20 protein-coding genes and 1 tRNA gene are annotated in these 23,209 nt (G+C 31.2%); 14 read left to right on the top strand and 7 right to left on the bottom strand.

Annotation, left to right across the window (positions count from 1 at the left end; all coding sequences use genetic code 11):
* Positions 1–155: 155 nt before the first annotated feature.
* Together ABD771_RS05870 and ABD771_RS05865 are read left to right on the top strand one after the other, a co-directional pair.
* The gene (locus ABD771_RS05870; protein WP_345091989.1) at positions 156–1,130 is read left to right on the top strand and encodes a polyprenyl synthetase family protein; all 975 of its coding nucleotides are present in this window, start codon (positions 156–158) and stop codon (positions 1,128–1,130) included.
* Positions 1,123–1,479 (top strand): hypothetical protein, encoded by a 357-nt coding sequence (locus tag ABD771_RS05865; RefSeq protein WP_345091986.1) that lies wholly within the window; start codon positions 1,123–1,125, stop codon positions 1,477–1,479. The genes ABD771_RS05870 and ABD771_RS05865 overlap by 8 nt, the downstream gene beginning before the upstream one ends.
* Here ABD771_RS05865 and ABD771_RS05860 read toward each other — a convergent pair.
* Positions 1,476–2,018 carry a hypothetical protein gene (locus ABD771_RS05860; RefSeq protein WP_345091983.1) on the bottom strand — a complete coding sequence of 181 codons (543 nt, stop codon included), beginning with the start codon at positions 2,016–2,018 and terminating at the stop codon, positions 1,476–1,478. The two genes, ABD771_RS05865 and ABD771_RS05860, sit on opposite strands and share 4 nt — an antisense overlap.
* 114 nt (positions 2,019–2,132) lie before the next feature.
* On the opposite strand from ABD771_RS05860, the gene ABD771_RS05855 reads away from it, so the two are divergent.
* The 6 genes from ABD771_RS05855 (at position 2,133) to ABD771_RS05830 (ending at position 9,334) form a co-directional block, all read left to right on the top strand.
* Positions 2,133–4,904: a 2-oxoglutarate dehydrogenase E1 component gene (locus tag ABD771_RS05855; RefSeq protein WP_345091980.1), complete on the top strand. Its 2,772-nt coding sequence runs from the start codon at positions 2,133–2,135 to the stop codon at positions 4,902–4,904.
* Positions 4,905–4,962: 58 nt separating this feature from the next.
* Positions 4,963–5,265, top strand: a complete 303-nt coding sequence (locus ABD771_RS05850) for a nucleotidyltransferase family protein (protein ID WP_345091977.1) — start codon at positions 4,963–4,965, stop codon at positions 5,263–5,265.
* Entirely contained in the window at positions 5,252–5,602 is a 351-nt protein-coding gene (locus ABD771_RS05845; RefSeq protein ID WP_345091974.1) for a HepT-like ribonuclease domain-containing protein, read from the top strand. The genes ABD771_RS05850 and ABD771_RS05845 overlap by 14 nt, the downstream gene beginning before the upstream one ends.
* Positions 5,603–5,671: 69 nt before the next feature.
* Positions 5,672–6,892: a 2-oxoglutarate dehydrogenase complex dihydrolipoyllysine-residue succinyltransferase gene (gene odhB / locus ABD771_RS05840; protein WP_345091971.1), complete on the top strand. Its 1,221-nt coding sequence runs from the start codon at positions 5,672–5,674 to the stop codon at positions 6,890–6,892.
* A 126-nt stretch (positions 6,893–7,018) separates the two neighbouring features.
* The gene (locus tag ABD771_RS05835; RefSeq protein ID WP_345091968.1) at positions 7,019–8,035 is read left to right on the top strand and encodes a type I restriction enzyme HsdR N-terminal domain-containing protein; all 1,017 of its coding nucleotides are present in this window, start codon (positions 7,019–7,021) and stop codon (positions 8,033–8,035) included.
* A gap of 87 nt (positions 8,036–8,122) precedes the next feature.
* The gene (locus ABD771_RS05830) at positions 8,123–9,334 is read left to right on the top strand and encodes a TCR/Tet family MFS transporter (protein WP_345091965.1); all 1,212 of its coding nucleotides are present in this window, start codon (positions 8,123–8,125) and stop codon (positions 9,332–9,334) included.
* Between the two features lies 1 nt (position 9,335).
* Here the strand turns inward: ABD771_RS05830 and ABD771_RS05825 are convergent, their stop codons facing one another.
* Positions 9,336–9,773, bottom strand: coding sequence for a retropepsin-like aspartic protease (locus tag ABD771_RS05825; protein WP_345091961.1), 438 nt, complete (start codon positions 9,771–9,773; stop codon positions 9,336–9,338).
* A 162-nt stretch (positions 9,774–9,935) separates the two neighbouring features.
* Here ABD771_RS05825 and ABD771_RS05820 point away from each other — a divergent pair, with 162 nt between their 5' ends.
* The 5 genes from ABD771_RS05820 to ABD771_RS05800 all read left to right on the top strand — a co-directional run bounded on the left by ABD771_RS05820 (position 9,936) and on the right by ABD771_RS05800 (position 14,143).
* Positions 9,936–10,703 carry a TatD family hydrolase gene (locus tag ABD771_RS05820; RefSeq protein ID WP_345091958.1) on the top strand — a complete coding sequence of 256 codons (768 nt, stop codon included), beginning with the start codon at positions 9,936–9,938 and terminating at the stop codon, positions 10,701–10,703.
* Between the two features lie 196 nt (positions 10,704–10,899).
* Entirely contained in the window at positions 10,900–12,036 is a 1,137-nt protein-coding gene (locus ABD771_RS05815; protein WP_345092112.1) for a 1-acyl-sn-glycerol-3-phosphate acyltransferase, read from the top strand.
* Positions 12,026–13,051 (top strand): asparaginase, encoded by a 1,026-nt coding sequence (locus tag ABD771_RS05810; protein WP_345091955.1) that lies wholly within the window; start codon positions 12,026–12,028, stop codon positions 13,049–13,051. Before ABD771_RS05815 ends, ABD771_RS05810 begins: the two co-directional genes overlap by 11 nt.
* Positions 13,052–13,100: 49 nt before the next feature.
* A tRNA-Ser gene (locus ABD771_RS05805) sits at positions 13,101–13,187 on the top strand.
* Between the two features lie 257 nt (positions 13,188–13,444).
* Positions 13,445–14,143, top strand: coding sequence for a porin family protein (locus ABD771_RS05800; RefSeq protein ID WP_345091951.1), 699 nt, complete (start codon positions 13,445–13,447; stop codon positions 14,141–14,143).
* Here ABD771_RS05800 and ABD771_RS05795 read toward each other — a convergent pair.
* From ABD771_RS05795 to ABD771_RS05770, 5 genes are all read right to left on the bottom strand, one after another.
* Positions 14,138–14,743, bottom strand: coding sequence for a hypothetical protein (locus ABD771_RS05795; RefSeq protein ID WP_345091948.1), 606 nt, complete (start codon positions 14,741–14,743; stop codon positions 14,138–14,140). The genes ABD771_RS05800 and ABD771_RS05795 overlap by 6 nt on opposite strands.
* A 38-nt stretch (positions 14,744–14,781) precedes the next feature.
* Positions 14,782–16,248, bottom strand: coding sequence for an RNA polymerase factor sigma-54 (gene rpoN / locus ABD771_RS05790; RefSeq protein WP_345091945.1), 1,467 nt, complete (start codon positions 16,246–16,248; stop codon positions 14,782–14,784).
* A 225-nt stretch (positions 16,249–16,473) separates the two neighbouring features.
* Positions 16,474–16,752, bottom strand: coding sequence for a GxxExxY protein (locus ABD771_RS05780; protein ID WP_345091942.1), 279 nt, complete (start codon positions 16,750–16,752; stop codon positions 16,474–16,476).
* Between the two features lie 89 nt (positions 16,753–16,841).
* Positions 16,842–18,278 (bottom strand): asparagine--tRNA ligase, encoded by a 1,437-nt coding sequence (asnS, locus tag ABD771_RS05775; protein WP_345091939.1) that lies wholly within the window; start codon positions 18,276–18,278, stop codon positions 16,842–16,844.
* 52 nt (positions 18,279–18,330) lie between these two features.
* Positions 18,331–20,751 (bottom strand): efflux RND transporter permease subunit, encoded by a 2,421-nt coding sequence (locus tag ABD771_RS05770; protein ID WP_345091937.1) that lies wholly within the window; start codon positions 20,749–20,751, stop codon positions 18,331–18,333.
* A gap of 188 nt (positions 20,752–20,939) precedes the next feature.
* Between ABD771_RS05770 and ABD771_RS05765 the strand changes: the two genes are divergently transcribed.
* Entirely contained in the window at positions 20,940–23,207 is a 2,268-nt protein-coding gene (locus ABD771_RS05765) for a cation:proton antiporter (RefSeq protein ID WP_345091935.1), read from the top strand.
* The last annotated feature ends 2 nt before the right edge of the window (positions 23,208–23,209 follow it).

Here is a 23,209-nt window from a genome sequence, read left to right as displayed (position 1 = left end):
TCGATTACAAATGTAAGTTGGAAACTTTGAATACAAAAATAGTTTCCATAGTATTTACATAAATTTAACATTTGATAAAGTTTCGGTTTTGCTCTTTAAAGTTTTTTTGACTTACTTTTGTGAACCTGAAACATTAAAAATTAAACTCACAATTAATGCACGCACTTTCTCACTATCAAGAACTTATTTCAGCTTATTTCACAGAATTGCATTTGGATAAAGAACCCAAAAATCTTTATGAACCTATTGAATACATTCTTCATTTAGGCGGAAAAAGGATGCGTCCAATTTTAACATTAATGGCGACCGAAGTTTTTGATGTAGATTGTAAAAAAGCATTAGCAGCAGCAACAGCAATAGAAGTTTTTCATAATTTTTCATTAGTTCATGATGATATTATGGACGATGCACCATTGAGAAGAGGAAACGAAACGGTTCATGAAAAATGGGATGTTAATACCGGAATTCTTTCTGGTGATGCAATGCTAATTTTGGCTTACCAACATTTTGAAGAATACGAACCAAAAATTTTTAGAGAATTAGCAAAATTGTTCAGCAAAACAGCTTTAGAAGTTTGTGAAGGACAACAATATGATGTCGATTTTGAAACTAGAGAAGACGTTACGATTCCGGAATATCTAAAAATGATTGAATACAAAACAGCTGTTTTGGTTGGTGCAGCAATGAAAATGGGAGCAATTGTGGCTGAAACGTCAGTAGAAAATGCCAATTTGATTTACGATTTTGGTTTGAATTTAGGAATAGCTTTTCAATTGCAGGATGATTATTTAGATGCTTTTGGTGATCCTGAAACCTTTGGTAAACAAGTGGGTGGTGATATTATTGAAAACAAAAAAACCTATTTATATTTGAAAGCAATGGAGTTTTCTAATGCTGATGAAAAAGAGCAATTAACACATTTATTTTCTATTCAACCAAGTGATAATTCGGATAAAATAGAATCAGTAAAATCAATTTTTAATCAAACAAAGGCATCTGCAGCTACGCAAAAAGCTATTCAAGAATATACATTTAAAGCATTTGAAACCTTAGAAAAAATGAATATTTCAAATGATAAAAAACAAATGTTAAAAGCTTTTGGGGAAAACTTAATGAATAGAAATGTCTAGTTTTATAGCTCCAATATCAACAGATCACCTACTTTCTGAGGCAGAAAAAGAGAATTTGTACCAAAAACTTATTGAGCAATTGAATAAGGATTTCAATTTTGCAAATGAACCTGTAGATTTTCATCTAAGCACTAAACCTGATGAATTAAAAGTTCAACTTCACGAAAAAATTTACCGATTAATTCAATACAAATTCGCTGAGTATTTGAGTTTACTTTATATAGTTGATGTTCCAGAAGATCAAGTAAAAAAATTAGATGGTTCCGATATTATGGAACTTTCCGAACAAGTCTCGTTTTTAATTTTAAAACGCGAATGGATGAAAGTTTGGTTTAGAAGTAAATATTAGAAAAATACTCTGACAAATGGCATTAAAGCGTCAGCATACACGTTTTTATCATTATTGAACAAAACATTATAACGAATGCCTATGGTTATATTATCCATACGATAGCCAGCTCCAACAAACAAACCAGTATTCCAAAAATCAGCCGAATTACTATTAGAACCTTCTAAATCTACATTTACTCTTAATTGCTCTAATTCGGTAGATAATTGAATTTCTTCGATTGGATTGAATAAGGCAATTACACTTCCACCATACATGTGAGAGGAGTAAAAATCGCTTTGTTTTAAAAAGCTATATTGCAATCCTGCACCTACAGAAACATATTGGTTTACGTTAAATATAGCTGTTGGAGAAATAGAAATATTGCTGTAACCTGATCCCAAGGCAAGACCTATTCCACCACCAAATTGTACATCGCTCCAAAAATCACTTTTATTTTCAGTATTAGGGTTTTCTTGCGCTATCATTTGTAAACTAAGCGCAATAAAAAACACAAATGTTAATCTTTTTGTTAAATTATGTAAGGCATTCTTTTTCATACATGTATATATAGTTAATTAGCGACATAAAAGTAGTAAAAACATTGAAAGATTGTTATAAATATTTTACTTTTGCATAAATTTTTTAACACAACGATTATTTTATCTTTAAATATGGATAGATTTTCCTTCTTAAACGCAGCTCACACCGAATTTTTCGCTCAATTATACGATCAATATCTTGTAAATCCTGATAGTGTTGAACCAAGTTGGCGTGCTTTCTTTCAAGGTTTTGACTTTGGAATGGCAACTTTCAACGAAGAAAACGCAGGTGAATATGTAGCCAATTATGCTGCAACATCTATAGATAACGGACAAGCTTCTGAAAAACTTCAAAAAGAGTTTAATGTTCTTAAACTTATTGATGGTTACAGAACACGTGGTCACCTTTTTACTGAAACTAATCCTGTTCGTGAAAGAAGAACCTACGAACCAAATTTAGATTTAGTAAACTTCGGACTTTCAGATGCAGATTTGAATACCGTTTTTGATGCTGCTAAAGTAATTGGACAGCAATCTCAAACTTTAAAAGAAATCATCACTCATCTTAAAAATGTGTACTGCCAACATATTGGTATTGAGTACATGTACATGAGAAAACCAGAAGTTATTCAGTGGATTCAAAATAAAATAAATGTAAACGATAATCTTCCAAATTTTGACGGAGACCAAAAGAAACACATTTTAGGAAAACTAAACGAAGCGGTTTCTTTTGAAAACTTTCTTCATACAAAATATGTTGGTCAAAAACGTTTTTCTCTTGAAGGAGGTGAAAGTATCATTCCTGCACTTGACGCTTTGATTGAATCTGCGGCAGAAAAAGGTGTAGAACATTTCGTTATGGGAATGGCACACAGAGGAAGATTAAATATTTTAGCTAATATCTTCGGAAAAGCAACTCAAGATATTTTCTCAGAATTTGACGGAAAAGATTACGATAAAGAATACTTTGATGGTGACGTAAAATATCATTTAGGTTTAACTTCTGAAAGAAAAACCAAATCGGGTAAAAAAATCAACATCAATTTAGCTCCAAATCCTTCGCACCTTGAAACTGTTGGTGCTGTAATTGAAGGAATTGCGCGTGCTAAACAAGATAAATATACTCCAGACGATTTCTCTAAAGTATTACCAATTGCAGTTCACGGTGACGCAGCTGTTGCCGGACAAGGAATTGTATACGAAATTGTTCAAATGGCTCAATTAGATGGTTACAAAACTGGTGGAACTATTCATATTGTAATCAACAACCAAGTTGGATTTACCACAAATTATCAAGATGCACGTTCGTCAGTTTATTGTACAGATGTTGCAAAAGTTACACTATCGCCAGTTCTCCATGTAAATGCAGATGATGCTGAAGCAGTTGTTCACGCAATGTTATTTGCCTTAGATTTCCGTATGCAATTTGGACGCGATGTGTTTATCGATTTATTAGGATATAGAAAATATGGACATAATGAAGGTGATGAACCACGTTTCACACAACCAGTTTTATATAAAATCATTGCTAAACATAGAAATCCAAGAGATATTTATGCAGAGAAATTAATTACTGCAGGAATCGTTGACGCTGCCTACATTACCAAAATTGAAAACGAATACAAAGATAAATTAGATGAAAATCTTCAAGCATCTCGTAAGAAAGATTTGACGATAATCAAACCATTCTTACAAGACGAGTGGAAAGGATTCGAACAAGTTTCTGATGATGTTATGTTGCAAAAATTTGACACTAAATTTGATAAAAAGAAATTAGATCAAATAGCCAACGAAATTTCAACATTGCCGTCTGATAAAAAGTTTATTAGCAAAATTTCAAAAATTGTTAATGACAGAAAAACAATGTATGATAACAATGTTATCGATTGGGGAACAGCTGAGTCATTAGCTTATGGTTCACTATTAACCGAAGGTTTTGATGTTAGAATTTCAGGACAAGATGTTGAAAGAGGAACATTTTCTCACCGTCATGCCGTCGTAAAAGTAGAAGATAGTGAAGAAGAAGTAATTCTTTTAAATTCACTTAAAGATAAAAAAGGGAAGTTCAATGTGTTTAATTCCTTCCTTTCAGAATATGGTGTTTTAGGTTTTGATTATGGTTATGCTTTAGCTAATCCAAATGCATTAACAATTTGGGAAGCACAGTTTGGAGATTTCTCTAATGGTGCGCAAATCATGATTGACCAATATATTTCATGCGGTGAAGACAAATGGAACAACCAAAACGGAATTGTTCTTTTATTACCTCACGGATATGAAGGTCAAGGTGCTGAACACTCTTCGGCTAGAATGGAACGTTATTTACAACTTTGTGCACGTCATAATATGTATGTAGCTGATTGTACAACGCCAGCCAATTTCTATCATTTATTGAGAAGACAAATGAAAACGAAATTCCGTAAACCGTTGGTGGTTTTTTCTCCAAAAAGTTTGCTGCGTCATCCATTATGTGTTTCTACTCAAGAAGAATTATACAATGGACAATTCCAAGAAACAATTGATGACAATTCAGTTGACAAGAAAAAAGTAAAAACTATAGTTTTCGTTACCGGAAAATTCTATTTTGATATTCTTGCAGAAAGAGAAAAATTAGAAAGAAATGATGTAGCTTTGGTTCGTGTAGAGCAATTATTTCCTTTGCCAGTAGAACAATTAAAAGCTATTATTGCTAGTTATCCAAACGCTGACGATTATGTTTGGGCACAAGAAGAGCCAAAAAACATGGGAGCATATAGTTATATGTTGATGAATTTCGATTTAGTAAAATGGAGATTAGCATCATTAAAAGCTTATGCAGCACCAGCAGCAGGAAGTCATACTAGAGATAGAAGACGTCACGCTGATGCAATTAGAATGGTTTTTGATAAAAATTTATTTAGATAATTAAAGAAGAAAATAGAATAAAGAACAAAGAGAATAGATTATAAATTTTAAAATATCTATGTTAACTAAACAAGACATATTCAAAACTATCCAAGATAACAAGGAAACAATTAAAAGTTTTGGTGTTACAGAAATTGGTTTGTTTGGTTCTTACGTAAGAAATGAACAAACAGAAGATAGTGATATTGATTTCTTAGTTGATATAATTAAAGAGAAGAAAACTCTAAAAAATTATATTGATTTTTGTGATTTATTAGAAAACCTCTTTAAAAATAATAAAATTGATATTGTTTCTAAAAAAGGATTAAGTGAATTTATTGGACCACATATTTTAAAAGAGGTAGATTATGTCAAAATCTGATGAAATAGAATTCATTAAGCACATTTTTATAGAAATAAACTATATTCTAACTATAGTTGAAAAGTTAGATGAAGAAGATTTTTATAATGATGAAACTTTAAAAAGAGCTATAACTAGAGCATTAGAAATAATTGGAGAAGCAACAAAAAATCTGAATCAAGATTTTAGATTAAAATATAATTCCGTTCCTTGGAGTTACATGGCTAAATTGAGAGATAAAATTATTCATCATTATCAGGGAGTAGATTATGAGACTATTTGGAACATAATCACACAAGAAATTCCTGAATTGCATTTTCAAATTGAACTAATAATAAAAGAACATAATAACAAATAATTATATAATTTTCAGAATAAACTTTTAAACTTTTAAACTTTTAAACCTGAAACTTTAAACTAAAAGAATATGATTTTAGAAATGAAAGTGCCTTCTCCAGGCGAATCGATAAAAGAAGTTGAAATTGCTACTTGGTTAGTAAAAGATGGCGATTATGTAGAAAAAGACCAAGCAATTGCTGAAGTAGATTCAGACAAAGCAACTCTTGAATTACCTGCAGAAGCAAGCGGAATTATTACTCTAAAAGCAGAAGAAGGCGATGCAGTAGCTGTTGGAGCAGTAGTTTGTTTAATTGACACAAGCGCAGCTAAACCATCAGGTGATGCTCAAGCACCAGCAAAAGAAGAAGCGAAACCAGTTGTAGAAGCTCCAAAAGCTGAGGTAAAAGCGGCTCCAGTTGCTGAAAAAACATACGCTACACAAACGCCTTCACCAGCGGCTAAAAAAATATTAGACGAGAAAAACATCCAACCAACGGAAATCATTGGAACTGGAAAAGGGGGAAGAATCACTAAAGATGATGCTGTAAATGCGGTACCATCAATGGGAACTCCAACTAGCGGAAATCGTGGTTCGGAAAAAACAAAATTATCAATGTTACGTCGTAAAGTAGCTGAAAGATTAGTTTCTGCTAAAAATGAAACCGCTATGTTAACTACCTTCAATGAAGTTGACATGACAGCTATCTATGCTTTAAGAGCTGATTATAAAGATGCATTTAAAGAAAAACACGGATTAGGTTTAGGTTTCATGTCTTTCTTTACTAAAGCGGTTACAAGAGCTTTACAATTATTTCCAGACGTGAATTCAATGATTGATGGTCAAGAGAAAATTTCTTATGATTTCTGTGATATTTCAGTTGCGGTTTCTGGTCCAAAAGGATTAATGGTTCCTGTAATGAGAAATGCTGAAACATTATCATTTAGAGGAGTTGAAGCTGAAATCAAAAGATTAGCAATTCGTGCTCGTGACGGACAAATTACGGTTGATGAAATGACAGGTGGAACATTCACTATTTCTAATGGTGGTGTTTTTGGAAGTATGTTGTCAACACCAATCATCAATCCTCCACAATCAGGAATTTTAGGAATGCATAATGTTGTTGATAGAGCTATCGTGAAAAACGGCCAAATAGTTATCGCTCCAGTAATGTATGTTGCTTTATCTTATGACCACAGAATTATCGACGGACGTGAGTCAGTTGGTTTCCTTGTGGCTGTTAAAGAAGCATTAGAAAATCCAGTAGAACATTTAATGGGTGGAAATGCTAAAAAAGCATTAGAATTGTAGATTTTAATTTAACTATAATATTTAAAATCCCGTTTAGGAAACTGAATGGGATTTTTTTATTAAGAGAATAATAAAATAAAAAGAAATCAATATCTTTGACATAACTATATTAATCTATTTGAAAATATGCCAGTAAATAAACAAATTTCAAACGTAATTAAAAAAACACTTTCTAAAATTGATTTTAGTAAAATGGACGAAAAGTGTACGAACGAAGCACAAACAAGACAATATTTAATTGAGCCTATAATTGAAACACTTGGTTATAGTAGAATGGATGATATGTTGACTGAGATAAATGCTGGCTGGGGACAAAAAAATGACAAAGCAGATATTGGACTATTAGTCAAAGGTAAAAACCCTGAAATAATTATTGAATGTAAAAAGTATGGTAAGACTTTAACTGATAAAGAAGCATGGCAATTAAATGGTTATTTTATTAATACTCCAAGTTGTAAAATTGGGATTTTAACAAACGGAATTGAATGGCGAGTTTATAGTGCAGATGAAGGAAATAAAGAAACGAGCATAAATGTAAATCCATTTTTAGTTTTTAATTTTAATGATATTAATGATTCATTAATCGATAATTTATCTAAATTACATAAAAACAATATCGATGTAAAAGAATTGTTAGATGAAGCTTCAGAATATTATTTTCTTCAGGGATTTTCAAATGCATTTGCTAATGAATTATATGAGCCTTCTGATGATTTTATTAAAGCAATTTTTAATAGAATGAATGGAAAGAGGATGACAGACCAAATTAAATTAAAAATTAGAGAACAAATTAATTCAAATTCAATTCAAAATGCACTTAAAAAAGTTATTGAAGAGGAATCTAAAAATGGCAGTTTAATAATTACTACTGCCGAAGAGTTGAAAATATATCATACAATTAAAACTATTCTAATACATAGAAAAGAAATTGATGCTGAAAGAATAAGTTATAGAGATCAAAAAAATAGTTTTAATATTTTAGTTGATGATAATAATAAAAAAATAGTTTGTAAAATACTAAGTTCAAAAAACAATTATTACATAGAAATTAGTGGAAAAAAATATGATGTTAAAGGAATTGAAAGTGTAGTAGCTTTGAAAAAAACAATATTAGATGCTGCAATGATATATTTCCAAAAATAAAATAAATATAACATTAATTACCAATCCCAAATTCCTAAAGAGTTTGGGATTTTTTCGTTTATTTGTGTTCACTAACCAATACTTTTTATGGCATCAAACAAAAAATCGGCAGCGATAGGTTTTATTTTTATAACCATGCTTATCGATATTACAGGTTGGGGAATTATTATTCCAGTGATTCCGAAGTTAATTAAGGAGTTAATTCATGGTGATATTAGTGAAGCTGCAAAAATTGGTGGTTGGTTGACTTTTGCATACGCAATAACACAATTTATATTTGCCCCATTAATTGGGAATTTAAGTGATAAATTTGGTAGACGCCCCATTATTCTAATTTCGCTGTTTGCTTTTTCGTTAGATTATTTGCTATTGGCATTTGCTCCGACCATTACTTGGCTTTTTGTCGGACGAATTATTGCCGGAATTTCGGGTGCAAGTATTACAACAGCTTCTGCTTATATAGCAGATGTCAGCACACCAGAAAACAGAGCCAAAAACTTTGGAATGATTGGTGCAGCTTTTGGTTTAGGATTTATTATTGGTCCAGTAATCGGAGGACTTTTAGGACAATATGGTTCAAGAGTTCCGTTTTACGCAGCAGCAGTTTTATGTTTATTGAACTTCCTTTACGGTTATTTTATTTTACCTGAATCTTTATCAAAAGACAACCGAAGAGAATTTAGTTTGAAAAGAGCTAATCCAATTGGTGCTTTTATGAATTTGAGAAAATATCCAAAGTTAATTGGTCTTGTAGTTTCCATTTTCTTACTTTATACGGCTTCACATGCTGTTCATAGTAATTGGAGTTATTTTACGATGTACAAATTTAATTGGGATGAAAAAATGGTAGGAATTTCACTTGGAGCTATCGGACTTTTAGTCGGAATAGTTCAAGGCGGATTGATACGCGTTATAAATCCGAAATTAGGAAACGAAAAAAGTATTTATGTTGGAATGGCATTATATACTGTTGGAATGTTTCTTTTTGCAACTGCTTCACAAAGTTGGATGATGTTTGCCTTTTTAATACCTTATTGTCTTGGAGGAGTTGCTGGTCCTGCAATGCAGGCTGTTATATCAAGTCAAGTTCCTGCAAACGAGCAAGGAGAAATTCAAGGAACATTGTCAAGTTTGATGAGTGCTTCTTCTATTGTTGGTCCGCCAATGATGAGTACTGTTTTTTATTTTTTTACTCATAAAGAAGCACCGTTTCAATTTGCAGGCGCTCCATTTGTATTAGGTGGAATTTTGATGTTTTTAAGCACCATTATTGCGTATTTTTCATTTAGGAATAAATAATCTATTTCAAATACAAACAATGATTGTAGTAATCAATAATAGCTTTTCCTTGTAATAAAATATCGGCACCAATAATTCCATGAACAGGTTTGGCTTTATATTGTTGTAACGCTTCATTTACATGTGATAAATCGAAAACTACTAAACTAAATTCAGTTTCTTTCCATCTGCCAAGTTGTAAGGTGTTGTTTTTTGCAATTTGTGTAAACATTCCAGTGGCACCGGCACCAGTGGCTCTAGTTTTAGACTTTTTGGCTGTAAGTAGAAATAATTCAACACTCTCAAAACCAACACAACTATTACTCGCACCAGTATCTAGAATAAAGTTTCCTTTTACGCCATTAATACTTGCCTTTATCAGTAAATGCTGGGTTTTAGAAACTTTGAAAGCAATTTTTTTGTATTTTGCTTTTTTAAGCACATCTTGAAAGTCTTTCATGTATTAATAGTTAACATTCAAACAAAAATAGTCAAACAAAACAATTGCCCTATATTTTAATTGTAAAATCTACAGTATTTTTTCACACTTTCTTTCCTTACTTTTGCAACTCGAAACTTTTACACTGTGCGAGTCGAAGTGTTCAACTTACAATAAAAAAAAATGATTTTCACGGATACACACACGCATTTATATTCTTCCCAATTTCAAGACGACCGAACAGAAATGATTCAAAGAGCTATTGATGCAGGCGTTTCACGATTTTTTATTCCATCGATTGATTCTACTTATACGCAACGAATGTATGATTTGGAAGCGTTATTTCCAGATAATATTTTCTTGATGATGGGTTTGCATCCATGTTATGTGAAAGAAAACTATCTTGAAGAATTGGCTCATGTAGAAGCCGAATTTACAAAAAGGAAATTCTATGCCGTTGGTGAAATAGGCGTTGATTTATTTTGGGATAAAACTTTTTTGAAAGAACAACAGTTTGCTTTTCAACAGCAAATTCAATTAGCAAAAAAGCAAGGTTTAGCTATAAATATTCATTGTCGTGATGCTTTTGATGAAACTTTTGAAGTTCTTCAAGGTGAAAAAAGCAATGATTTGTTCGGAATTTTTCATTGTTTTACAGGCGATTTTTCACAAGCAGAACGCGCTATTTCCTTAGGGTTAAAACTAGGAATTGGTGGCGTTGCCACTTTCAAAAACGGAAAGATTGATCAGTTTTTGAAAGATATCGATTTAAAACATATTGTTCTCGAAACCGATTCACCTTATCTTGCCCCAAATCCGCATCGTGGCAAACGAAATGAAAGCAGTTATACCGTTTTAGTAGCTCAAAAATTAGCTGAAATATATAATCTTCCCATTGAAGAAATCGCTCGAATTACTACAGAAAATTCCAAGGATATTTTTGGAATTTAATTTTTTTACACAAATTTAAAAGGTTTTCACTAAAGTAGAACTAATAAATATGCTTTCTAAATTCGTGTAATTTTTTTGAATTTTAAATTTGTGATAATTCGTGAAATTCGTGTCAACTTTAATCCATTTAACCATTATATAATCAAAAAGTCATAAATTTTTTGTTATTTTGTTTTTCTTAAAAATGAAATCTAAAATGCAGAAATTTGACGCCATTCGTCCGTTTTATGAAACAGAGGTTAATGATGCTATAAAAGCGTCGTTAAATCATCCGATGATGAAAGCGATTATGAATTTTGCATTTCCTGATCTTGACGATGAGGTTTGGAAAGAGCAACTGAAACGTACGCATTCTATTAGAGATTTTCAATGCAATTTTATTTATCAAGCGATTCAAAAAGTCTTACAAAAATCATCGGAAGGATTATCTACTTCCGGATTTGAAAAATTAGAAAGAAACACTTCTTATATGTTTATTTCTAATCATCGTGATATCATTTTAGATACTTCTTTGTTGAACGTTTGTTTGTTTGATCATGGATTAGTGATGACGGCTTCTGCTATTGGTGATAATCTTGTGAAAAGAGATTTCATGAATACATTGGCAAAATTAAATCGTAATTTCTTGGTTCAAAGAGGTTTGCCGCCTCGTGAATTATTGCAAAGCTCCAAGTTAATGTCAGAATATATTGGTCATTTACTTCTTCGAGAAAACCGTTCGGTTTGGATTGCTCAACGCGAAGGAAGAACTAAAGATGGCAATGACGCCACACATTCAGGCGTTTTAAAAATGCTTGGAATGGGTTCTGATGGCGCCAATCTAATGGATTATTTTAAGAAATTAAAAATAGTTCCGGTTTCAATTTCGTATGAATATGATCCAACGGATGCTTTAAAAATGCCTCAACTTATGGCAGAAGCTAACGATGAGGTTTACGTTAAAGATAAAAACGAAGATTTCGTAAATTTATTAAGCGGAATTATTGGTCAGAAAAAGCGAATTCACATTCACGTTGGAGATGTTTTAGATACTGAATTGGATTTGATTTCGGCTGAAAATGACAATTCTAACAAACAAATTCAGGCATTAGCGCAAGTTATTGATGATTCAATTTTGCAATCTTATAAATTGTGGCCAACCAATTATATCGCTTATGATTTATTGAATAAAACCAATAAATATTCAGACAAATATACAGAAGACGAAAAGTCATTATTTGAAAGACGATTGGAAATGAAGATTGATGTAACCAATGATTTCATGGTAGAAAGTTTTTTAAATATGTATGCCAATCCTGTTGTGAATAAATCCAAATACGAGAATGCAATCTAAACCAAAAATATTTCTGATTTATACCGGTGGAACCATTGGTATGATGAAAGACTTTGAAACAGGTGCTTTAAAGGCATTTGATTTTAATCAATTATTGGATAAAATTCCAGAATTGAAACAATTAGATTGTCAAATAGAAACTTTTTCGTTTGAAAAACCTATAGATTCTTCGAATATGAATCCTGAAAAGTGGGTCCAAATTGCTTCAGTTATTGAGGATAATTATGCTCAATTTGATGGATTTGTAGTTTTACATGGTTCCGATACGATGTCTTATTCTGCTTCTGCATTGAGTTTTATGCTAGAAAATGTTTCAAAACCTATTGTATTTACAGGTTCACAATTACCAATTGGTGATTTAAGAACTGATGCCAAAGAAAATTTAATTACTGCAATTCAAATTGCATCACTACAACAAAAAGGAAAACCTGTTGTTCAAGAAGTTTGTTTGTATTTTGAGTACAAATTATATCGCGGTAACCGAACGACTAAAATTAATGCTGAACATTTTAACGCATTTACTTCGCCAAATTATCCTGCATTAGCAGAATCAGGAGTTCATTTGAATGTAAATAATTTGTCTTTATTACCAAAAAACACGAAAAAACTTCGCGTTCACAAAGAATTAGATGATAATGTGGCTGTTGTTAAAATGTTTCCTGGTATAAGTGAATCGGTGTTTTCAGCTATTGTTGCTATTCCTAATTTGAAAGGAATTGTTTTGGAAACTTATGGTTCTGGAAATGCTCCTACGGAAGAATGGTTTATTCAAATATTGAAAAAAGCCATCAAAAATGGTTTGTATATCATCAATGTAACACAATGTTCAGGCGGAAGTGTGAGCATGGGACAATATGAAACAAGCACACAATTAAAAAAAATCGGATTAATTTCAGGAAAAGATATTACTACAGAAGCAGCAATTACAAAACTAATGTATTTGTTAGGTCAAAAAGTAGCTTCAAATGTTTTTAAAACCATTTTTGAAACGTCATTGCGAGGAGAAATGGATTAACCTTTCGCTTTGATTATTGCTAATTTTTATTGTTCTTTGTACAACAATTAGAGAGGTGTCCGAGTGGTTGAAGGAGCAAGCCTGGAAAGTTTGTATATGGGTAACTGTATCGTGGGTTCGAATCCCATCCTCTCTGCTAAGAAGTTTTTAAATTTTTAGAAAAAATTAATTAAAAAGAGTTCGAATCCCATTTTAGTTGCTAAGATGTTTTTTTAAATTTTTAGAAAAAATTAATTAAAGCAGGAGTTCGAATCCCATTTTAGTTGCTAAGATGTTTTTTTAAATTTTTAGAAAAAATTAATTAAAGAGCAGTTCAAATCTTATTTTAGTTGCTAAAAATTAATTAAAGTAAGTTTTCAAATTCAATATCCTAATCAAAATAATTCTCAGTTTATGCGATTTTATTTTTCCATACTAACTTTATTTTTCTTTTTTAGTGCTTTTGCGCAAGAAGAAGTTGTGGAAAAAAAAGTTGTAGATTCTTTATACAGAGAAGATCAATTTTATTTGAATTTTACTTACAACAGTTTGAAAAATTTAAACGGAATTAATCAAAACAAATTTTCTTCAGGTTTCTGTATTGGTTTTTTGAGAGACATGCCAATTAATAAAAACAGAACTATTGCAATTGCAGCTGGATTGGGTTATTCTTTAAATATTTATAACGATAATTTATATCAAAATAGATTAGAAGTTGCTGGTAAAACTGAAAACACTTATGAAATATTGTCGTCTGATATTTATTATGACAAGAATAAAACTTCACTAAATTATTTAGATTTACCAATTGAATTTAGATGGCGTTCTTCAACACCAGATTCTCATAGATTTTGGAGAATTTATACAGGTTTCAAATTGAGTTATTTAATTGGTGATAGATACAAATTTGTGAATGACGTTCAAACAAAAGTTTACAAGTCTAATACTGATTTGAATAAATTCCAATATGGTTGTTATATGGCAGCTGGATGGAATACTTGGAATTTTTATGCTTATTACGGATTAAGTCCAATCTATAAATCGGCAAAAATTAATGGTGAAGATATAAAAATGACCACTTTTAACCTTGGGTTACAATTTTATATTTTATAGCCACAAAATCCACATTAAGATTTGAGGCAACATGCCTGAAACATATCCAATAATTAACTCTTCTATTGTGTGAGCTTTCATTACTAATCTCGATGAAGCAACAATCCCTGTTATTAAAAACAATGATGCAATGGTATAAATGATGTTTAACTCATTATGCATGCTCAATCCAATTACAAAAAAACTAAGCGCACTCATTGCAATCATATGAATGCTTGCTTTGATTTTGACAAAAATTAATGCGAAGGCAATAAAGGTGCTACCAATTCCTCCAAGAAAGAAAAAATACAATTCAGGAAATTGTTCTATAGTAACACTTTTCTGAATTAAAACTGCAGTTAAAATCATTTGCATTAACAACGGAATTTTTCTTTGCGACAAGTCAGAGAGCATTATAGTATCTACTTTTCCAAATGTTCTAAGTAAATAAAAGAAAGATAGTGGAAGGAAAAATGTAATTATAATTACTTGAAGCAACAGCAAATAATATTGTTCAGTTATGTAATAATTACCTCCAAAAAGTATATAAAAAACCGTACCCAATATCGGAATGAAAATAGGATGGAAGAGGTACGAAAAAAAAGGAAGTATTTTTTTCAAAATGATTTATTTGATAAACAAATATAAGATTTTTTGAATTAAATCTTCTTTCTCATTCGAGCCACAGGAATATCTAATTGCTCACGATATTTTGCAATAGTTCTCCTAGCAATAGGATAACCTTTTTCTTTCAAAATTTCGGCTAATTGATCGTCTGGAAGTGGTTTGCTTTTGTCTTCTTCTTCAATAGTATTTTGAAGAATTTTTTTGATTTCTAAAGTAGAAACATCTTCACCTTGATCATTTTTCATGGCTTCAGAGAAGAATTCTTTTATCAATTTTGTACCATAAGGCGTGTCAACATATTTGCTATTTGCCACACGAGAAACAGTTGAAATATCAAGACCAACCATATCAGCAATATCCTTCAGAATCATGGGTTTCATTGAAGTTTCTTCTCCATCAAGGAAATATTCTTGTTGAAAATGCATGATGGCATTCATGGTAACAAATAGTGTTTCCTGACGTTGTTTTATAGCATCAATAAACCATTTAGCAGAATCCAATTTTTGCTTAATAAACTGTACGGCATCTTTTTGGGAATTCGATTTGTCTCTCGAATTTTTATACGTTTGCATCATTTCTTGATAATCTTTTGAAACGTGCAATGATGGAGCATTTCGTCCATTTAAAGTTAATTCTAATTCACCATCGTTAATTCTGATGGCGAAATCGGGAACAATATTTTCGGTAACTTTATTATTTCCTGTAAACGAACCTCCTGGTTTTGGGTTTAATTTTTCAATTTCATGAATTGTTTTCTTCAAATGATCTTGAGAGATTCCGTATTTATATAATAATTTGTCGTAATGTTTTTTAGTAAATGCATCAAATTGATTTCCGATGATGTCAATGGCTAAATCAACATATTCTGTAGGAGTTTTATGTTTCAATTGCAATAGCAAACATTCTTGTAAGTCACGAGCACCAACTCCAGCAGGTTCTAATTCGTGAATGATATGCAACATTTTTTCAACCATTTTTTCATCAGTATAAACACCTTGAGTAAAAGCCATATCGTCAACGATATCTTGAATGTCACGTCTTAAATAACCATCATCATCAATACTTCCAACAAGGAATTCGGCAATATCTCTTTGCTCATCAGTAAGTATAAAAGTATTCAATTGATTAATTAAATCTTGATGAAAACTTACTGGCGCAGCAAATGGGCTTTCGCGATCATCGTCGTCGTCACTATAATTATTTGATTGAAGTTTGTAATCTGGTGTATCGTCGTCACTTAAATATTCATCGATGTTGATGTCATCAGCTTCAATGTTATCACTTCCTTCATAATCATCATATTCGTCATTGTTGTCAAGTTCATCCTTTTCATAAACTTCTTCTTCATCTTTACCCGTTTCTAATGCCGGATTCTCATTCATTTCCTCCAATAATCGTTGCTCAAAAGCCAAAGTAGGCAATTGAATCAACTTCATCAACTGAATTTGTTGAGGAGATAATTTTTGAGATAATTTGAATTGTAAGTTTTGCTTTAACATTTTAAGTCACTAATTTTTTTGTTTTTCTTGCCACGAAGACACTAGGGCACAAAGTTTTTTATTTAAAAAAAATATAGAAAAGGTTAAAATTTAAACTTTTTCTTTGTGTCTTAGCGCCTTTGTGGCTACTTTTTTGTGTTTATAAATCTTTTTATTCCATTCTTAATTAATGGAACATTAAAATTAATTAAAAATCCTAATTCATTATTTGTTAATCTTAAGTGGCTAATAATACACAGGATTTATAATCTCAACTGCTTTAGTTTCAATAATGACAAGATTTTCAACAATCAAATCTAATCTTAATTTTTCATTCAATTGTATTCCGTCATATATAATTGGAATATCAACTTGTCTTTTTACAATTAATCCTGCTTTTTCAATTTCATAAGCAAGACAGGCTTCATAAATTTTTTCTAACAATCCTGGTCCAAGTTCTTTGTGTACTTTAAATGCTGAGTTCACAATAACTCTCGCTATTTCTTCAATTCTTTCTGATGGCATATATAAAAATGTTATTGGCTTATAAAATAGTTAGGCACAAATCAATTAAATCTTTGTGTCTTTGTGTCTTCGCGGCAAATTTCAGTGTCTTAGAATTCTGCGTTTTGTGGTGTTCTTGGGAAAGGAATTACGTCTCTAATATTAGACATTCCTGTTACGAACAGTACTAATCTTTCAAATCCTAATCCGAAACCTGAGTGAACTGCAGAACCAAATCTTCTCGTATCTAGATACCACCAAAGTTCTTCTTCGTCAATTCCTAATGCTTTCATTTTTTCAACTAAAACATCGTAGCGTTCTTCTCTTTGCGAACCACCAACGATTTCTCCAATTCCTGGGAACAAAATATCCATTGCACGAACGGTTTTTCCATCTTCGTTCAAACGCATATAAAATGCTTTGATGTTAGCTGGATAATCAAACAAAATTACCGGACATTTAAAATGTTTTTCAACTAAATATCTTTCGTGCTCACTTTGTAAATCTGCACCCCATTCGTTTATAATATAATTGAATTTTTTCTTTTTATTTGGAGTTGAATCTCTTAAAATTTCTATTGCTTCAGTATAAGAAACACGTTTGAAATTGTTTTCTAAAACGAAATTTAATTTATCTAACAAAGCCATTTCGCTGCGTTCCGCTTGTGGTTTTGATTTTTCTTCGTCTAATAAACGTCCTTCTAAAAATTTTAAATCTTCAGGGCATTTATCCATCGTATATTTAATTACGTATTGGATAAAATCTTCTGCCAAATCCATGTTGTCGTCTAAATCATTGAAGGCAACTTCTGGTTCAATCATCCAAAACTCAGCAAGGTGACGCGAAGTATTAGAATTTTCAGCTCTAAATGTTGGTCCGAATGTATAAATTTGTCCCAAAGCCATTGCGAAAGTTTCTCCTTCTAATTGACCTGACACAGTAAGATTAGTTTCTTTTCCGAAGAAATCTTCTTTATAATCTACTTTACCGTCTTCTGTTCTTGGTGTATTGTCAAATGGTAAAGCTGTAACTTTAAACATTTCTCCTGCACCTTCAGCATCTGAACCTGTTATGATTGGCGTGTTTACATATACAAAACCTTTTTCTTGAAAATAGGTGTGAACGGCATGAGCAAGAACCGAACGAACTCTCATAATAGCACCAAACATGTTAGTTCGAGTACGTAAATGTGCGTTTTCACGAAGAAAATCTAAACTAGGTTTGTTCTTTGGTTGTATCGGAAATTTTTCTGCATCGCAATCGCCAAGAATTTCTAATTTAGAAACTTGAATTTCATATTTCTGTCCTGCACCTTGACTTTCAACCAAAGCTCCAGTTACAGAAATTGCTGCTCCAGTTGTAATTCTTTTTAATGTTTCTTCAGATGTGTTTTCAAAATCGACTACACATTGAATATTATTAATTGTCGAACCATCGTTCAACGCTATAAATTGATTGTTTCTAAAAGTTCTAACCCAACCTTTTGCATTTACTTCATAATTCGCTTTAGAACTACTTAATAAGTCTTTAACTTTTGTATGTTTCATTTTAATATTAGATTTTAAATATTAGATATTAGATATCTTATGCAAATATAAATTAATTATTTTTCTTTTCTAATTCGTCCAATTCTTCGTCAGTGTGTTCTAAGATGTCTATAATTGGAGTTTTTAACTCTTGTTCGTTTGCCAATGTTTTGTTCAAAGTTAATACTAATGATGGAAGCAAAACTAAATTGGATAACATTCCGAAAAATAGCGTTAAAGCTACCAATCCACCAAGAGCAATCGTTCCACCAAAACTTGATAACATGAATACGGAAAATCCAAAGAATAATACGATTGATGTATAAAACATACTGATTCCGGCATCGTCAAAGGTCGCAAAAACAGATTTTTTTATCTTCCAATCGTTTCTTGAAAGTTCCAATCGGTATTGTGCTAAGAATCGTAAGGTATCATCAACTGACATTCCAAAAGCAATTCCGAAAACTAATATTGTTGATGGTTTTAAAGGAATTCCTAAAAATCCCATCAAACCTGCTGTCATTAAAAGTGGTAATAAATTTGGAATAATAGATACTAAAACCATTTTGAAAGATCGGAACATTATTGCCACCAATCCTGCTGTAATTAAAAACGCAAACAATAATGATGATAATAAATTGTCTAACAAATATTTAGTTCCTTTTTGGAAAACTAATGATTTTCCAGTGATTATAACTTCATATTTTGGTGATGGAAATATTTTGTTGATTTTATTTCTCAATTGCGTTTCGATTGATTTCATCTTTTCACCATTTTCGTCTTTAATGAAGGTGGTGATTCTGGCTACACTTCCATCATCAGAAATGTAACTTTTCAATTGATTGTCTTTCGAATTTTTAAGAGAGTTTTTAATGTATGGCAATAACGCAAATTCTTCATTTGGAGAAGGTAATGTATAAAAATCAGGATTTCCGTTATAGTAAGCTTGGTTGAAACTTTTGGCAACATTAACAATAGACAATGGTTTAGAAAGTTCAGGAATATCCGTAATGGTTTCTTCCAAATCTTCCATTCTTCGCAAATTGGTCAACTTCATGGCGCCATTTTTCTTTTTGGTGTCAATCATTATTTCTAATGGCATAACACCATCAAATTCTTTTTCAAAGAAACGAATGTCGTCAAAGAAAGCCGACTTTTTAGGCATGTCCTCAATAATACTTCCCGAAATTCGAATTTCATAAATTCCGATGATTCCAAAAACTAAAAGAATTACAGAAGTTACATAAACCCCAACACGATTGAATTTTACAGTTCGAACAATCCAATTCATGAAAGAAGTTAAGTATTCTCGTTCTAAATGCCCAAGATGTCTTGGAATAGGTGCAGGAATGTAACTAAAGAAAATTGGGATTATAATCAAACAAAGTAAATAAATAGCGATGATATTGATTGATGTTACTACTCCAAATTCTGATAACAACGTGTTATTTGTAGCAATAAAAGTAGCAAAACCAAATGCAGTAGTTAAATTGGTCATCAACGTTGCCGTTCCAGTTTTTGTAATTACACGTTGAAGCGCTTTGGCTTTATTGGCGTGTTTTTGATATTCTTGATGGTATTTATTGATGAAGAAGATACAATTCGGAATTCCAATTACAATTACTAAAGTTGGAACTAAAGCAGTTAAAACAGTGATTTCATAACCCATTAGTGCAATGATTCCAAAAGACCACATTACACCAATAATTACTATTACTAATGAAATTAAAGTAGCTCTAAACGAACGGAAGAAAAAGAAGAAAATTAAGGAGGTAATCAGTAAAGCTGCACCAATGAATATTCCAATTTCGTCAACTATGGTTTTGGCGTTTAACGTTCTAATATAAGGCATTCCCGAAGTATGCAATTCAATTCCTGTTTCGTCTTTAAATTTATTTAATTTCGGAATCAGATTATGTAAAACATATTCTTTTCTTGCAATGGTATTTACAATTTTTTTGTCTAAATAAACTGCTGAACGAATGGCACCTGATTTTTTATTAAACAATAAACCTTCATAAAAAGGCATTTTGTTAAACAATTCTGATTTAATTTGTTTTAAATAATTTTCGTCAAGCGTTTTTGATTGATCAACTAAAGGTTTTAGTTCAAATGTTTGTGACGAATCGTTTTTGGTAAGTTTTTGAAGATTATCAACGGTGATTACCAATTCAATTTCTTTGTCGGATTTGATTTGATGCATTAATTCACTCCATTTTTTATAAATTTCAGGAGTAAATAATTTTTTATCTTTTGTAGCAATAACTATAAGATTTCCTTCTTCACCAAAGTTTTTTAGAAAACTATTATAGTCAACATTTACTTTATCATCGGCAGGAATTAAGTTGGCTTCTGTATGAGTAAATTTCAAATCTTTCCACTGAAAAGCCATTAGAATTGTAATCAATACAACTAAACATATTAGTAAAATTCTATTTCTGATGATAATTCGGGCAATTAATTCCCAAAAACCTATACCTGATATTTTTTTCATTTGAAGATTTAAAAACGAGTGCAAAGGTAGTGAAAACCGCTTAAAACAAAAGAACTTATAGTCATCTTTTAAGTGAAAATAGGTATAAATTTTATAAATTTTAATTTTATATTAATTTTATATCCATTTTACAATTTATGATTAACTTTTTACCATATTTGTATCTTTAAAAAAAGCTTTGGACAAGAATGAAAAACTTTAAGAATGCATTATTCTACTTTGGTGTAACAGGCGGATTTATTGCGCTTATGTTTTGGATTGTCTCCAAAGGCAAGTCATTGGAAATAGGGAGAAATGTTATTGCTAAAACTTCAAGTGATAGTCTTTTCGGACAATTTCTTAATTCATTAGTTCACAATCTTGAACATCCATTAGCTATTTTATTATTACAAATTATAACGATAATTATTGTAGCAAGATTTTTTGGTTGGATTTTTAGAAAAATTGGTCAACCAAGCGTTATTGGTGAAATCATTGCAGGAATTTTTCTTGGTCCATCTGTAGTTGGAATGTACATGCCAGAATATTCTGCTATGCTTTTCCCTGTTGAATCGTTAGGGAATTTACAGTTTTTAAGTCAAATTGGTTTGATTCTTTTCATGTTTGTAATAGGAATGGAGCTTGATTTGAAAGTCTTAAAAAACAAAGCCAACGAAGCAGTTGTTATAAGTCATGCAAGTATTGTGTTTCCTTTTGCTCTAGGTATAGGATTATCTTATTTTATCTATCATAAATTTGCTCCAGAAGGCATTGAGTTTTTGTCTTTTAGTTTGTTTATGGGAATTGCAATGAGTATAACAGCATTTCCTGTTTTAGCAAGAATTGTTCAAGAGAGAGGAATTCATAAAACCAAACTCGGAACAATTGTTATTACCTGTGCTGCAGCCGATGATATTACAGCATGGTGTTTGTTAGCTGCTGTTATAGCAATTGTAAAAGCTGGTACTTTTGTTAGTTCTCTTTATATTATTTTATTAGCAACGGTTTATGTTCTAATGATGCTTTTTGTGGTTAAACCTTTCCTCAAAAAAATTGGAGATTTATATGCGAAAAGAGATAATTTAAGCAAACCAGTTGTTGCTATTTTTCTTTTAACTTTAATTATTTCCTCTTATTTAACTGAAATTATTGGAATTCATGCACTTTTTGGTGCATTTATGACAGGAGCAATTATGCCCGACATTATAAATATTAGAAAGATTTTTATTGAGAAAGTAGAAGATGTTGCCTTGATTTTATTGCTTCCATTATTCTTTGTTTTTACAGGCTTGCGTACACAAATTGGCTTAATCAATGACCCCTATTTGTGGAAAATTACCGGATTAATAATCCTTGTGGCAGTTGTTGGAAAATTTGTTGGAAGTGCTTTAGCAGCAAGGTTTGTTGGGCAGAATTGGCGAGATAGTTTAACCATTGGCGCGTTAATGAATACTCGTGGACTGATGGAATTAGTTGTTCTTAATATTGGTTACGATTTAGGAGTTCTTTCAGCGGAAGTTTTTACGATGATGGTAATCATGGCATTATTTACCACTTTTATGACAGGTCCGGCGATTGATGTTATTAATTATTTTTTCAAAAGAAGAGAGGTTATTATCCCAAACGAAATTAGCAATAGTAGTTTCAAGATTTTAATTTCATTTGGAAATAATGAAAAAGGAAAATCACTGCTTCGTTTGGCAAATAGTTTCATTAAAAAGCAAAAAGAAAATTCTAATGTAACCGCTTTGCATTTGTCTTTGAGTGATGAAGTTCACTCCTACAATCTTGAGGAATATGAAAAAGAAACTTTTGAACCTATTCTTGATGAGTCAAAAATTTTAAATCAAGAATTGACAACAATTTTTAAATCAACTATAGATATTGAAACAGATATTGCAGACATTGCTGTTAGAGGAGGATATGATTTGGTTTTAGTAGGTTTAGGGAAGTCTATTTTTGAGGGTTCTTTTCTTGGGAAAGTACTTGGATTTACAACTCGAATCATCAATCCAGATCGTTTGTTAGATAAGTTTACAGGAAAAGAAGGGTTGTTCGAAAATTCTCCATTTGATGATAGAACTCGTTTAGTAATTTCTAAAACTAAAAAGCCGCTTGGGATTTTAATTGATAAAGATTTAGTAAAAGTAGATGAGATTTTCTTACCAATATTTGGCACAGAAGACACCTTTTTGATTGAATATGCTCAAAAATTAGTTTACAATAACGATTCTAAAGTTACAATTTTAGACATTAACAATCAGGTAAAAAACAATTTTGTAATTGAAAATGCTATTACTGCTTTAGAAAAATCCTATCCTGAAAAAACTGCAACGATTGATGAAAGTCAAATGAAAGCAGGGTTTTTATTAAAACAAGATTTAATGATTATTTCCTTAGAAAGTTGGAAAAATCTTGTTGATTCTCAAAGTGTTTGGTTAAGTAATATTCCTTCGGTTTTGATTATTAAGCCATAATC

Source organism: Flavobacterium chungnamense (genome assembly GCF_039539165.1).
GTDB classification, from domain to species: Bacteria; Bacteroidota; Bacteroidia; order Flavobacteriales; family Flavobacteriaceae; genus Flavobacterium; species Flavobacterium chungnamense.
This window is presented reverse-complemented; position numbering and strand designations above follow the sequence as displayed.

What these genes read in the sequence shown, in the direction of transcription:
- rpoN (WP_345091945.1), bottom strand. Translation starts at nt 16,248, where the DNA reads ATGTTAAAGCAAAACTTACAATTCAAATTATCTCAAAAATTATCTCCT.
- ABD771_RS05810 (WP_345091955.1), top strand. Translation starts at nt 12,026, where the DNA reads ATGCAATCTAAACCAAAAATATTTCTGATTTATACCGGTGGAACCATT.
- ABD771_RS05815 (WP_345092112.1), top strand. Translation starts at nt 10,900, where the DNA reads ATGCAGAAATTTGACGCCATTCGTCCGTTTTATGAAACAGAGGTTAAT.
- ABD771_RS05855 (WP_345091980.1), top strand. Translation starts at nt 2,133, where the DNA reads ATGGATAGATTTTCCTTCTTAAACGCAGCTCACACCGAATTTTTCGCT.
- ABD771_RS05845 (WP_345091974.1), top strand. Translation starts at nt 5,252, where the DNA reads ATGTCAAAATCTGATGAAATAGAATTCATTAAGCACATTTTTATAGAA.
- ABD771_RS05820 (WP_345091958.1), top strand. Translation starts at nt 9,936, where the DNA reads ATGATTTTCACGGATACACACACGCATTTATATTCTTCCCAATTTCAA.
- ABD771_RS05770 (WP_345091937.1), bottom strand. Translation starts at nt 20,751, where the DNA reads ATGAAAAAAATATCAGGTATAGGTTTTTGGGAATTAATTGCCCGAATT.
- ABD771_RS05780 (WP_345091942.1), bottom strand. Translation starts at nt 16,752, where the DNA reads ATGCCATCAGAAAGAATTGAAGAAATAGCGAGAGTTATTGTGAACTCA.
- ABD771_RS05835 (WP_345091968.1), top strand. Translation starts at nt 7,019, where the DNA reads ATGCCAGTAAATAAACAAATTTCAAACGTAATTAAAAAAACACTTTCT.
- ABD771_RS05860 (WP_345091983.1), bottom strand. Translation starts at nt 2,018, where the DNA reads ATGAAAAAGAATGCCTTACATAATTTAACAAAAAGATTAACATTTGTG.
- asnS (WP_345091939.1), bottom strand. Translation starts at nt 18,278, where the DNA reads ATGAAACATACAAAAGTTAAAGACTTATTAAGTAGTTCTAAAGCGAAT.
- odhB (WP_345091971.1), top strand. Translation starts at nt 5,672, where the DNA reads ATGATTTTAGAAATGAAAGTGCCTTCTCCAGGCGAATCGATAAAAGAA.
- ABD771_RS05800 (WP_345091951.1), top strand. Translation starts at nt 13,445, where the DNA reads ATGCGATTTTATTTTTCCATACTAACTTTATTTTTCTTTTTTAGTGCT.
- ABD771_RS05850 (WP_345091977.1), top strand. Translation starts at nt 4,963, where the DNA reads ATGTTAACTAAACAAGACATATTCAAAACTATCCAAGATAACAAGGAA.
- ABD771_RS05825 (WP_345091961.1), bottom strand. Translation starts at nt 9,773, where the DNA reads ATGAAAGACTTTCAAGATGTGCTTAAAAAAGCAAAATACAAAAAAATT.
- ABD771_RS05765 (WP_345091935.1), top strand. Translation starts at nt 20,940, where the DNA reads ATGAAAAACTTTAAGAATGCATTATTCTACTTTGGTGTAACAGGCGGA.
- ABD771_RS05830 (WP_345091965.1), top strand. Translation starts at nt 8,123, where the DNA reads ATGGCATCAAACAAAAAATCGGCAGCGATAGGTTTTATTTTTATAACC.
- ABD771_RS05865 (WP_345091986.1), top strand. Translation starts at nt 1,123, where the DNA reads ATGTCTAGTTTTATAGCTCCAATATCAACAGATCACCTACTTTCTGAG.
- ABD771_RS05870 (WP_345091989.1), top strand. Translation starts at nt 156, where the DNA reads ATGCACGCACTTTCTCACTATCAAGAACTTATTTCAGCTTATTTCACA.